Source organism: Pseudomonas sp. GW101-3H06 (genome assembly GCF_059424605.1).
This window is the reverse complement of record NZ_JBWKZO010000001.1, coordinates 2,023,544-2,035,914: the sequence shown is the minus strand read 5'-3', so window position 1 is coordinate 2,035,914 and position 12,371 is coordinate 2,023,544. Positions and strand designations below refer to the sequence as shown.

The window sequence follows — 12,371 nt, the reverse complement described above, 5'->3', positions numbered from 1 at the left end:
CACAGGGGTACGCATTCCCATGGGGGAGCGAGCCTGCTCGCGAATGGCCGCACCGCCGATCTACAACTTTTCCAGCGCCCTGTTCAGCGCCAGCACATTCACCACCGGCGGACCTACCAGCGGTTGTTCGATGTGGGCGTCCAGCAGGTTTTGCAGGGTCGCGACCGGCAGGTTGCGCGCCGCGGCGACACGCGCCAGTTGATAGGCAATCGCGGCCGGTGGCAAGTGTGGATCGAGACCGCTGCCGGAGGTGGTGACCATCGCCAGCGGCACCGGCCCCTGACCGGGCACCAACCGTTTGTTGGCGTCGTCGATCACGCGAGCGGCCAGGGCCGGGTTGCTCGGCGACAGGTTGCTGGCGCCGCTCGACACGGTGGCAAAGGCACCAGCCGATGGCCGTGGGTGGAACCAGGCGTCACCGACAAAATCCTGGGCAATCAGCGAAGACCCACGGACCTTGCCGTCGGCATCGCGGACCAGGCTGCCATTGGCCTGATCGGGGAACGCAACCTGGGCCACGCCGGTGACTACCAAGGGATAGGCAACGCCGGTGATCAGGGTCATCAGAACCAGCAGGCTCAGGGCCGGGCGTATCATTGTGGACATTTCAAAATCCTCGAATTCAGTGAACAAATACGGCGTTCAGTCAGATGCATCGTGTCGTGTTCTTCGCGAGCAGGCTCGCTCCCACAGGGCAATGCGTTGCTTTTTGCGGGAGCGAACCTGCGCGCGAAGGCGGTGTGTCTGGCACACCGCTCACGGGTCAAACCAGATGCAACGCCGTCAGCAGCATGTCGATGGCCTTGATGCCCACGAACGGCACCAGAATCCCGCCCAGGCCATAGATCAGCAGGTTGCGGCGCAGCAATGCCGCCGCGCTCGCCGCTTGCACCCGCACACCGCGCAATGCCAGCGGAATCAGCACGACAATGATCAAGGCGTTGAACACGATCGCCGAGAGAATCGCGCTCTGCGGGCTGCTCAGGTGCATGATGTTCAGCACGCCGAGTTGCGGGTAGATCGCGGCAAACAGCGCCGGCAGGATCGCGAAGTACTTGGCCACGTCGTTGGCGATGGAAAACGTCGTCAACGCGCCGCGGGTCACCAGCAACTCCTTGCCGATCTGCACCACATCCAGCAGTTTGGTCGGGTCGCTGTCGAGGTCGACCATGTTGGCCGCTTCGCGCGCGGCCTGGGTGCCGTCGTTCATCGCCATGCCGACGTCAGCCTGGGCCAGCGCCGGGGCATCGTTGGCGCCGTCGCCGCACATGGCGACCAGGCGACCGTCGTTTTGCTCGTGACGAATGCGCGCCAGTTTTTTCTCCGGCGTGGCTTCGGCCAGCACGTCATCCACCCCCGCTTCGGCGGCGATCGCCGCAGCGGTCAACGGGTTATCGCCGGTCACCATGACCGTGCGGATCCCCAGCTTGCGCAACTCGGCGAAACGTTCGCGGATGCCGGGCTTGACCACGTCCTTGAGGTGGATCGCGCCCAGCAGTTTGCCGTCGACGCAGACCAGCAACGGCGTACCGCCACTCTGGGCAATCCTGTCGATTTCCCGGGACAGCGGCGCGGCCAGATCGGCGCGTTTGAGACCGACGAAGGCCAGCAGCGAATCCACCGCGCCCTTGCGATAGACACGGCCCTGATAGTCGACACCCGACAGCCGGGTTTCGGCACTGAACGGCACGGCAGTCAGCAACTCAGCGGCCGGCTCAGGCTGCGGTTGAGTGCCACGCAGGTACTCGACGATGGATTTACCTTCCGCCGTGTCGTCAGCCAGCGAGGCAAACAAGGCGCCCTCGGCCAGTTCACGGGCCGTCACCCCTGGAGCCGGGACCACAGCGGTGCAACGACGGTTGCCGAAGGTGATGGTGCCGGTCTTGTCCAGCAGCAGGACATGCACGTCCCCCGCCGCTTCCACGGCGCGACCGGACTTGGCAATCACATTCAGACGCACCAGGCGATCCATCCCGGCGATACCGATGGCGGACAACAGGCCGCCGATGGTGGTCGGGATCAGCGTGACCAATAACGCCACCAGGAATACCAGCGGCAGGCTGCCGTTGGCGAAGTGCGCGAACGGTTGAAGGGTCACGACCACCAGCAGGAAGATCAGGGTCAGGCCGATCAACAGGATGTCGAGCGCCACTTCATTCGGGGTTTTCTGGCGTTTGGCGCCTTCGACCAGGGCAATCATGCGGTCCAGTGTCGACTCGCCGGGGTTGGCGGTGATCTTCACCAGCAGCCAGTCAGACACCAACCGGGTATTGCCGGTAACGGCCGAACGATCGCCGCCGGACTCGCGGATCACCGGTGCCGATTCACCGGTGATCGCCGCTTCATTGACCGCGGCGATGCCTTCGATCACTTCGCCGTCACCGGGGATCATCTCCCCGGCTTCGACGCGCACCACGTCGCCCTTGCGCAGGCTGGTGGCGGGCACCACCTGGAAGGTGCCGTTGCTGGTTTTGCGGCGCGCGCTCAAGCCTTCGCTGCCGGCCTTGAGGCTATCGGCGCGGGCCTTGCCGCGACCCTCGGCCAGGGCCTCGGCGAAGTTGGCGAACAGCACGGTGAACCACAGCCACACGGCGATCTGCGCCGCGACGAAGGTCGGCACTGCCGTGTCCGGGACGAAGCACAGAACGGTGGTCAGGATCGCCGTCAGTTCGACCACCAGCATCACCGGTGCGCGTTGCAATTGCCGAGGGTCGAGCTTGACGAAAGCTTGCAACAACGCCGGGCGCCAGAGGGCCGAGATTGCGGTTTTCGGTTGTTCCGGTGCCTTGACGACGGCGGCTTTAGTAGCGGGCATATTCATTTGTCAGATCCTCAGAAGCCCAGGCTCAAATGTTCAGCAATCGGACCCAACGCCAGGGTCGGCAGGAAGGTCAAACCACCCACCAGCAAAATGGTCACGGTCAGCAGGGTCACGAACAGCGGGCCGTGGGTCGGGAAGCTGTTCTGGCCGATCGGTGCGGGTTTCTTCATCGCCAGGCTGCCAGCCAGGGCCAGGACCGGAAGGATGTAGCCGAAACGACCGATCAACATGCCCAGGCCCAGCATCAGGTTGTGGAACGGCGTGTTGGCGCCGAAGCCGCCAAACGCGGAACCGTTGTTGGCACTGGCCGAGGTGTAGGCGTAAAGCAACTGACTGAAACCATGGGGTCCTGGATTGCTCACCGAGGCCACCGGGCCGGGCAGACTGGCGGCAATCGCGCCGAGCACCAGCACGCCGATCGGCATGACCATCAGGGTCACCACCAGCAATTGCACTTCCTTGGCTTGCAGCTTTTTGCCGAGGTATTCCGGGGTCCGGCCGATCATCAGGCCGGCGAGGAACACCGCGATCAACACGTTGAGCAACATCCCGTAGAGCCCGGCACCGACACCGCCAAAGATCACTTCGCCGACCATCATGTTGACCAGCGCCACCATGCCGCTGAGCGGATTGAGGCTGTCGTGCATGCCGTTGACCGAACCGTTCGATGCCGCCGTCGTGGTGACTGACCAGAGCACGGTGGCCGTGGTGCCAAACCGGGCTTCCTTGCCTTCCAGCGGCGCGGTCTGTTCGACGGCGACGTTGTTCAGGGTCGGGTTCGGTTGGTATTCGGCCCACAACGAAGTCGCACCACCGATCAGGAACAACGCCAGCATGCAGGCGATGATCGCGCGGCTCTGACGCAGGTCCTTCACGTAGTGGCCGAAGGTGAAGACCAGCGCGACGGGAATCAGAATGATCGACGCCAGCTCGAACAGGTTCGACCAGGCCGTCGGGTTCTCGAATGGATGCGCCGAGTTGACGCCGAAGAAACCACCACCATTGGTACCCAGTTGCTTGATCGCAATCTGGCTGGCGGCAGGACCGAGCGGGATCACCTGATCGACACCCTGCACCGTCACCGCATTCACGTATTGTGCAAAGGTTTGTGGCACGCCTTGCCAGACCAGGTACAGCGCCAGCAACAGGCACAGCGGCAGCAGGCCGTAGAGGGTGGCGCGGGTCATGTCGACCCAGAAGTTGCCCAGGGATTGGGCGGACTTGCGACCGATGCCACGGCAAAGCGCGACCAGCACAGCGAGGCCGGTGGCGGCGCTGACGAAGTTCTGCACGGTGAGGCCGGCCATCTGGCTCAGATAGCTCAGCGATGCTTCACCGCTGTAGGCCTGCCAGTTGGTGTTGGTCATGAAACTGATGGCGGTATTGAATGCCAGCGTCCACTCCTGGCCCGGCAGGTTTTGCGGGTTCAGGGGCAGATGGTCCTGGAACAACAGGATCGCGAACAGAAGGAGGAAACCCGCGAGGTTGAAGGCGAGCAAGGCCAGGGCGTACTTCTGCCAGCTCTGTTCGGCCTGCGGATCGACCCCGGCCAACCGGTAACAACCCCGTTCGACCGGACCGAGGATCGGCGTCAACCAGGTGCGCTGGCCTTCCATCACGTTGTAGTAGAAGCGCCCGAGAAACGGCGCCGGGACCAATACCACCGCGAAAAACGCGAGGATCAGCCAATAGTCATAACTGTGCATAGCCGCTCCTAGTTCCGGTCCGCGCGCAACAGCGCAACCAACAGATAAATGAACAGCCCCACTGCCAACAGCAGTGACACCCCGTCCAGAACGCTCATGGAAGTTCTCCGTGTTACGGCGTATTGCCGCGTGTGGGTTCATTGTCGGAAGGAAGGCTGTAAAGGAACGAGATCGAGGGCGCGCGCGGGGAATAAAGAAAGCGTAAAGAGTGGGATTACGCTGGGGTTACAGCGGTGTTTTGACGAGCTTTCCAGATCGGCCCTCGTACCGGTCAGCACTTTGAGCAAGAATGTGAGCCATCGCGCTTATTGCTGGAGAAACACCATGAATGTAATCACCACCGACCTGCCCGGTGTGTTGATCATCGAACCCAAGGTATTTGGTGATGAGCGAGGTTTCTTTTACGAGAGTTACAACGCAAAGGCTTTTGCGGATGCGACAGGACTAAGCCCTCGATTCGTTCAGGACAATCATTCGCGCTCTCGCAAAGGTGTGTTGCGAGGCCTGCATTACCAACTGGAAAACACCCAAGGCAAATTGGTTCGCGTGACAGCAGGTGAGGTACTCGACGTGACAGTAGATATACGCCGTAGCTCGCCACATTTCGGCAAATGGATCGCTGTGCATCTGTCCGCCGAGAATCGTCGCCAGCTTTGGATTCCCGAAGGGTTTGCCCACGGTTTCGTGGTGTTGAGTGATTTCGCCGAGTGCCTCTACAAAACCACCGACTACTACACACCGTCGGCTGAGCGCAGCATTCGCTGGAACGATCCGGACCTGGCCATCGACTGGCAACTGGATGAAGCACCGCAACTGTCCGCCAAGGATCAGGCGGCTGCGTTCTTCAGGGAGGCTGACGTGTTTTCCTGAGCCCGGGCATCTGCGTCTGTCAGAGGCTTGATGCTGAATTTGCCGCCGTCTTCGCGAGCAGGCTCGCTCCCACAGGGGATTTTTATTGCTCACAAATCCAGTGTGGGAGCGAGCCTGCTCGCGAAGGCGGCAGAACATCCACTGACGCCCCCAACTGGCGCACAACGAAGACACATCCAGCAACAAACATCCCCGATACGACGCCTTTTCACCCATAACGACGACGGTCACAACGCTGGCACGCCCACTGCACACGCCCTCCCCGAGCTTTCCAAACCGTTCAGGGAGTAAAGGCATGAACACACAACTCAAACCCACGCTGGGCACGCTACACCTGTGGGGCATTGCGGTCGGGCTGGTGATTTCCGGAGAGTATTTCGGCTGGAGTTATGGCTGGGGTGTGGCCGGGACGCTGGGCTTTCTGGTGACCTCTTTCATGGTCGCCACTATGTATACCTGCTTCATCTTCAGTTTCACCGAACTGACTACTGCGATTCCCCACGCCGGTGGTCCCTTTGCCTACGACGCCGTGCCTTTGGCGAGAAAGGTGGATTGATCGCCGGGCTGGCGACGCTGATCGAATTCGTCTTCGCGCCGCCGGCCATTGCCCTGGCAATCGGCGCTTACCTCAACGTGCAGTTCCCTGCCCTCGACCCGAAACAGGCCGCGGTCGGCGCGTACGTCGTATTCATGGGTCTGAACATCCTTGGCGTGAAACTGGCGGCGACCTTCGAACTGGTGGTCTGCGTGTTGGCGGTCGCTGAGTTGCTGGTGTTCATGGGCGTGGTCGCCCCGGCCTTCAGCTTCAGCAACTTTGCCCTCAATGGCTGGGCGGGTTCGGATGTGTTCGGCGCACCGGCGATTGCCGGGATGTTCGCGGCGATTCCGTTCGCGATCTGGTTCTTCCTCGCCATCGAGGGCGCGGCCATGGCCGCCGAAGAGGCCAAGGACCCGAAACGCACGATTCCCAAGGCCTACATCAGCGGCATCCTGACCCTGGTGTTGCTGGCCATGGGCGTGATGTGCTTCGCCGGTGGCGTCGGCGACTGGCGCACCCTGTCGAACATCAACGACCCGCTGCCGCAAGCGATGAAAACCGTGGTCGGCGAAAGCTCCGGCTGGTTGCACATGCTGGTGTGGATCGGCCTGTTCGGGCTGGTGGCGAGCTTCCACGGCATCATCCTCGGCTACTCGCGGCAGTTCTTCGCACTCGCCCGTGCGGGTTACCTGCCGGCCTCCCTGGCGAAACTGTCGCGATTCCAGACACCGCACCGGGCGATCATCGCCGGTGGCGTGATCGGCATCGCCGCGATCTACAGTGATGGTCTGATCAATCTGGGGGGCATGACGCTGACGGCAGCGATGATCACCATGGCCGTGTTCGGCGCCATCGTGATGTACATCATGAGCATGCTCAGCCTGTTCAAACTGCGTAAAACCGAACCGAACCTGGAGCGCACCTTCCGCGCGCCGTGCTACCCGCTGGTGCCGTTCATCGCACTGGTGCTGGCAGTGGTGTGCCTGGTGGCCATGGCCTGGTTCAACACACTGATCGGGCTGATTTTCCTCGGCTTCATGGCGGTGGGTTTTGTGTATTTCGTGCTCACCGCACAACTGCGTGCGGATGCACCGGCGGATGCGATGCTGACCGGGCTTTAAACAGTCGCAGTGCTGTTGGCCTATCAGGCATAGAATTGAACCACTGCGAAAATCATTCGCTCAAAAGTGGTAGGCACGATCGATTGGCGAAACCCGTCAATCGGCCTGCCCTTAAGGAGAACCCTATGCCTTGGTATGCCTGGTTGATTCTGATCGTTGCAATCGGCTCGATCGTTGGCGGCTTGATGATGCTACGTGACACCGCCAACAAGGTTGAACTGACCGATGAACAACGTAGACGCGTGGCTGAACGCAACGCGGAAGCGGACGCCAAGGATGCGCAGGACCGCTGAACAAAACAGTGAACCGGCCTTTTTGCAGGAGCATGGCTTGCCCGCGATGGCGACCTTGAGATCGCTATCGCGGGCAAGCCATGCCCCTACAGGGCCGAATTACTTTTCCCAATCCGCCTTGGCAATGTGCAAGCCATGCAAACCCTTGTACGCCGCACGTTCCGGCTGGCTCCAGCCCTCCAGCAACGCATCCTCCAACCGATAAATTTCCACCCCCAGCGGACGACATACGCTCAAAGGGTCCTGCGCATCCGGGCCCCACATGGCCAACGACAGATCACCGCCCGGGCAGGTCGAGAGCGCGCACAGCAGATCGATCTCGGCGAAGAACTCCAGATAGTCGCCCTTCTGCGCCGGACAGGCTTTCATGAAGTACATGTCGTCGTGATTCAGGCCCGTGCACTGAAAGATGTTCAGCACGTCGTGCACATCGAATTCAGTCAGGCCATGGGGCAGGACCGCGCGGGTCAGGTTGGAGTGGCAGTGATGATGGAAATCTTCGCCGGTGAGCATTTTGTTCACATAGGGATCGCAACGGGTGCCGAGCAAATCGTGCAGGCGACCGCCATGTTCATCGATGCCGTAACCCGCCAGGCTGTCATCGGTGATGGTCACCAGCGGCCGCAGAAAAGGCAGGTTCGACCACAACCGATCATGGGTGCTGACGTGCGCGCCCTGCAGCTGGCGAGTGCGCGAAGCCCACAGGCGTTCGCGCGGATCGTGGGCATTCCACACGTTGAAGTCGCCCACTTGCGGACCGACGGGCGTCGTCACCCTGAACACATGTCCGGCCGGAACATGCCAGGCGCGGCCGGTGCGAATGGGTACCTCGAACGACTCGATCAGCGTGCGCCCATCCTTCGTGTCGCGCACCCGCTCGTAAAAGGCCTTGTCCACCTGCAAGGCCGAGCCTTTGCTGACTTGATAGGCCGCCGGATAGTCTTTGTACATGGCACGAATCCTCGATCAGTGATGGGAAGAAGGTGTCAGCATTTGCAATAGCAAATGCTCGGAATCATCGAGATACAGGCTCATCGCCTCCTCGGCGGCGCGTTTGTCACCCTCGACCAGCAGCTCATGGATCAGTCGGTCGCGAGCCAGCCAAGGCGCTTGAAAACTCGACTCATCGGGAGCGGCGCAGAACACCAGACGCAATTGCGCGACAACGTTGGTGAAGAACTCATCGAACAACGGACTGCGCAGCAACCCGACGATGTGTTGATGAAAGGCCAGGCTGTGGGTACCGACGGCACGCCAGTCTTCGCGCTCCCGGGCCAGCTCGGTGGCTTCCAGGGCTTCGAGCATCCGGTCGGATTGATAGTCGCGCAGCGGGCGACTCATGTTGATGGCCTGCAGTTCCAGGGTGCGCCGAACCTTGAACAGATCCCGCACATCGTCAAAGTCCAAGCGGCGAACCATGACGCCTTTGTTGCGCACATAACGGGTCAGGCCTTCCTGCCCCAGGCGATGCAGGGCTTCACGAATGGTATTGCGCGACGCGTTGTAGGCCGACACCAGATCGTTTTCCACCAGCGCCATGCCAGGCAGCAAACGACCGCCGATAATGTCCGCGCGCAACTCCAACGTGATGTGATCGGCCAGTGAAAGTCCGCTGCTCATGCTCAGTGCCTCAGAATTGTTCAACAATCATGAAGCAATGAGTAGTCACTATTCGTGCCAGTATTTCTGCGCGTTTGAACCAAGTTCGACGCTTCTGCATGCTTTTTAGAAGTAGAAGTACAGTCACCATCCAATTTTCATTGGTTAATATGGCGCATTGATGTGGAGATATCAGATGCGTTACTCGCAGGACCATAAAGCCCAGACCCACCAACGCATCATCAAGGAAGCCTCAGAACGCTTTCGCCGTGACGGTATCGGCGCGACCGGCCTGCAACCTCTGATGAAAGCGTTGGGTTTGACTCACGGTGGTTTTTACTCGCATTTCAAATCCAAGGACGAGTTGGTAGAAAAGGCATTACAAGCTGCCGGCGATCAGGTCGCCGGCATTTGCGCCGAGCTGTTTGCCCAGGATCGCCCGCTTGAAGCGTTCATCGATGCCTATTTGTCTGAATGGCACCAGACTTCGCCCCACGAAGGCTGCCCGCTGCTGACCATGTCATCGGAACTCGGTATGCGCGGGCAGCCGAGCCCGACCTCAGACGAGGTACTGAACGCCCGGCTTCAACAGATACAAGGCACGCTTGAAGGTGAAAACGTGGTGGACCGAAGCATCGTCATCATGTCGACACTGGTGGGGGCGCTGCTGCTTTCGCGCAGCGTCGAGAATCCCGAATTTGCCCGGCAGATTCTCGACGTCACGCGGACTCACCTGAACGAGTCCCAGGCCTAGCCGTTCCAGCGCTTGAACAACACGCTGGCATTGACCCCGCCAAAGCCGAAGCCATTGGACAAGGCGTACTCGATGGCCATCGGCCTGGCCTGACCATGAACGATGTCCACACCCTCGGCAGCAGGGTCCGGGTTATCGAAGTTGAGCGTCGCCGGTACGACCTGATCACGGATCGCCAACAGGGTGAAGATCGCTTCAATCCCGCCTGCCGCGCCGAGCAAATGCCCGGTGGCGGACTTGGTCGATGTCACCGCGATCTTGTTTTGCGCACCAAACAGTGACTTGATTGCCGCCAACTCCCCCAGATCGCCAACCGGTGTCGAGGTCGCGTGGGCATTCAGATGCTGAACCTGCTCCGGCGAAACGCCGGCCTGAGCCAATGCCAGCGACATCGCGCGACGCGCACCGCTGCCATCCTCGGGCCCCGCAGTCAGGTGATAGGCATCGGCGCTGGTGCCGTAACCCACCAGCTCCGCCAGGGGTTTAGCGCCACGGGCCAACGCGTGCTCCAGGGACTCGATCACCAACAGACCGGCACCCTCGCCCATGACAAAGCCATCACGGCCACTGTCGAAGGGGCGTGAAGCACGCTCGGGGGTGTCGTTGTACCCACTGGACAAGGCGCGAGCGGCAGCAAACCCGGCCAGGCTGACCCGATCGATCGCCGCCTCCGCGCCGCCACACACCGCGATGTCCGCTTCACCGCAACGAATCAGCCGCGCCGCGTCGCCAATCGCCTGGACCCCGGCCGCACAGGCCGTCACCGGGGCACCCAGCGGCCCTTTGAAACCGTGCTGGATCGACACATGGCCCGCCGCCAGATTGACCAGAAACGACGGGATGGTGAACGGCGACAAGCGCCGAGGACCACGGCTGTCCGTGGTGCGCACCGCATCGGCAATAGCCCCGAAACCACCCACGCCGGAACCGATGATGGTTGCGGTGCGCTCCTGGGCATCGGCGCTCTGCGCCTGCCAACCCGCCTGCTCCAACGCCTGGCGCGCCGCTTCCATGGCGAAGAGAATGAAACGGTCCATCTTCTTCTGTTCTTTGGGCGGTGTCGCCACATCCGGATCGAACCCCGCTTCGGGATCCTCCTGAATCGTCGGCACAACGCCGCCGACCCGGGCCGGCAGATCGGCAATCACCTCATCCGGCAAATTACGCAAACCGGAGCGCCCGGCCAACAGACGCTGCCAGACCGCTTCGACTCCACTACCCAGCGGAGACACCAGGCCCATACCCGTTACAACCACTCGACGATCACTCATACCGCAATACCTCGTGCCGATTTATCGCGCTTCATTTGTAACGCGTAGCGGCTTTGCTTTTGGAAAGATTAGGCGCCATCACGTGACGGGCCGCGACAAAAGCATCCCAGTCAGCTGCATCCGGCAAGGACGGAATGGTGACCAACTCACCCTGATCCAGGCCCGACAGCGCGGCGTCGACCATCTCGCCCGCCTCCATGACCATCTCCGCCGGGATCTGCGAAGCATCAATACCGGAACGCTCCCAGATTTCAGTACGCGTTACCCCTGGCAACACAGCCTGGACCTTGACCCCGGTGCCATCAAGCTCGGCGTTCAATGATTGGGTAAGGCTCAACACGTAAGCCTTGCTGGCGCTGTAGGTGGCATTGAAACGCTCGGGAAACAACGCCACCACCGACGCGATGTTGACGATAGTACCCCGGCCCGCCTTGGCAAAACCGGCCGCTGCAGCCGAAGCCAGGCGCGTGACCGCTGTCACGTTCAACTGGATCATTCGCTCCAGCTGATCGGTGTCGGCATTGGCCAGCAAACCATCGGCCGCCACGCCGGCATTATTCAACAGCAGGCTGATACTCGAATCACTGCGCAACCGTTGCTCAAGCTTGAGCACATCATCCTTTTGCGTCAGATCCGCCTTGAGCACCTCGACCTGAACGCCATACTCGGCGCGCAACTTACTGGCCGCCTCGTCGAGCCGCTGCTGATCGCGAGCCACCAGCAACAAATCAAAACCACGCGCGGCCAGACGCTGCGCGTAAACCGCGCCGATGCCGGAAGAAGCACCGGTGACGAGGGCCGTACCTTGAGACTGGACAGAATTCATGACTTCGCTCCGCAGGAGATGCTTGTGGGAAGACCAGACGCCTGGGCTTTAGGGCACCAGGACGGGAAACTCATTTATTATAGGCATAATTTAATTTGCATATGATAGCCATAATTTTCATAAGGCCGATAGAAGGCAATGCCTGGTAGCGTTCGCCGCAAAGCAAAAAGGCCGGTCAATGACCGGCCCCTTGGCGTTGAATAATCAGCTTAGTTCACTTCCAGCTTCTCGCGATTGCGATCCAGAATCGCCTTGCCGATGCCTTTCACTTCCAGCAACTCGTCCACCGACGCAAACGGCCCGTTAGTTTCACGATACGCAACAATCGCTTTAGCCTTGGCCTCGCCGATACCGGACAACTCGCGCTGCAAGGTGGGCGCATCAGCGCCGTTCAGATCGACCTTGCCGCTCTGTGCCTTAGGCGACACTTCTTGCGTCAGCGGCGCATTACCCGCCTCCCCCTTCACTGCGGGCGCGGAAATGGCTGCCGTCGAGACACTGGTGAGCAGGGCGAAAACCAGAGAGTAGAAAAAACCAGTACGCATAATGAAGCTCCATGACATCGGTTGAGA

General features: G+C 60.8%; 12 protein-coding genes and 1 pseudogene. 4 read left to right on the top strand and 9 right to left on the bottom strand.

Annotation, left to right across the window (positions count from 1 at the left end):
* Positions 1-60 precede the first annotated feature (60 nt).
* The 4 genes from kdpC to kdpF form a co-directional block, all read right to left on the bottom strand.
* The gene (gene kdpC / locus AC07ZE_RS09280; RefSeq protein ID WP_207263587.1) at positions 61-606 is read right to left on the bottom strand and encodes a potassium-transporting ATPase subunit KdpC; all 546 of its coding nucleotides are present in this window, start codon (positions 604-606) and stop codon (positions 61-63) included.
* 157 nt (positions 607-763) lie between these two features.
* Entirely contained in the window at positions 764-2,821 is a 2,058-nt protein-coding gene (gene kdpB, locus AC07ZE_RS09275; protein WP_207263585.1) for a potassium-transporting ATPase subunit KdpB, read from the bottom strand.
* Positions 2,822-2,832: 11 nt separating this feature from the next.
* Complete coding sequence (gene kdpA / locus AC07ZE_RS09270; RefSeq protein ID WP_207263583.1) at positions 2,833-4,527, bottom strand: potassium-transporting ATPase subunit KdpA; 1,695 nt, start codon at positions 4,525-4,527, stop codon at positions 2,833-2,835.
* An 8-nt stretch (positions 4,528-4,535) separates the two neighbouring features.
* Positions 4,536-4,625, bottom strand: coding sequence for a K(+)-transporting ATPase subunit F (gene kdpF, locus AC07ZE_RS09265; protein WP_007899818.1), 90 nt, complete (start codon positions 4,623-4,625; stop codon positions 4,536-4,538).
* Between the two features lie 226 nt (positions 4,626-4,851).
* Between kdpF and rfbC the strand changes: the two genes are divergently transcribed.
* The 3 genes and pseudogenes from rfbC to AC07ZE_RS09250 all read left to right on the top strand — a co-directional run bounded on the left by rfbC (position 4,852) and on the right by AC07ZE_RS09250 (position 7,349).
* The gene (gene rfbC, locus AC07ZE_RS09260; protein WP_207263581.1) at positions 4,852-5,397 is read left to right on the top strand and encodes a dTDP-4-dehydrorhamnose 3,5-epimerase; all 546 of its coding nucleotides are present in this window, start codon (positions 4,852-4,854) and stop codon (positions 5,395-5,397) included.
* A 295-nt stretch (positions 5,398-5,692) separates the two neighbouring features.
* Positions 5,693-7,056, top strand: a pseudogene (eat, locus tag AC07ZE_RS09255) (ethanolamine permease).
* A gap of 125 nt (positions 7,057-7,181) precedes the next feature.
* Positions 7,182-7,349 carry a DUF2897 family protein gene (locus AC07ZE_RS09250; RefSeq protein ID WP_096512793.1) on the top strand — a complete coding sequence of 56 codons (168 nt, stop codon included), beginning with the start codon at positions 7,182-7,184 and terminating at the stop codon, positions 7,347-7,349.
* A 99-nt stretch (positions 7,350-7,448) separates the two neighbouring features.
* Here AC07ZE_RS09250 and AC07ZE_RS09245 read toward each other — a convergent pair whose 3' ends face one another.
* Both AC07ZE_RS09245 and AC07ZE_RS09240 read right to left on the bottom strand, forming a co-directional pair.
* On the bottom strand, positions 7,449-8,300 hold the full coding sequence (locus AC07ZE_RS09245) for an urea carboxylase-associated family protein (protein WP_207263579.1): 852 nt from the start codon (positions 8,298-8,300) through the stop codon (positions 7,449-7,451).
* A gap of 15 nt (positions 8,301-8,315) precedes the next feature.
* Positions 8,316-8,969 carry a GntR family transcriptional regulator gene (locus AC07ZE_RS09240; protein WP_207263577.1) on the bottom strand — a complete coding sequence of 218 codons (654 nt, stop codon included), beginning with the start codon at positions 8,967-8,969 and terminating at the stop codon, positions 8,316-8,318.
* 175 nt (positions 8,970-9,144) lie between these two features.
* Between AC07ZE_RS09240 and AC07ZE_RS09235 the strand changes: the two genes are divergently transcribed.
* On the top strand, positions 9,145-9,702 hold the full coding sequence (locus AC07ZE_RS09235; RefSeq protein WP_207263575.1) for a TetR/AcrR family transcriptional regulator: 558 nt from the start codon (positions 9,145-9,147) through the stop codon (positions 9,700-9,702).
* Here AC07ZE_RS09235 and fabF read toward each other — a convergent pair.
* From fabF to AC07ZE_RS09220, 3 genes are all read right to left on the bottom strand, one after another.
* Positions 9,699-10,973: a beta-ketoacyl-ACP synthase II gene (fabF, locus tag AC07ZE_RS09230; protein WP_207263573.1), complete on the bottom strand. Its 1,275-nt coding sequence runs from the start codon at positions 10,971-10,973 to the stop codon at positions 9,699-9,701. The two genes, AC07ZE_RS09235 and fabF, sit on opposite strands and share 4 nt — an antisense overlap.
* 31 nt (positions 10,974-11,004) lie before the next feature.
* Positions 11,005-11,799 (bottom strand): SDR family NAD(P)-dependent oxidoreductase, encoded by a 795-nt coding sequence (locus AC07ZE_RS09225; protein WP_207263571.1) that lies wholly within the window; start codon positions 11,797-11,799, stop codon positions 11,005-11,007.
* Between the two features lie 209 nt (positions 11,800-12,008).
* Positions 12,009-12,344, bottom strand: a complete 336-nt coding sequence (locus tag AC07ZE_RS09220; protein ID WP_207263569.1) for a ComEA family DNA-binding protein — start codon at positions 12,342-12,344, stop codon at positions 12,009-12,011.
* Positions 12,345-12,371: the final 27 nt, after the last annotated feature.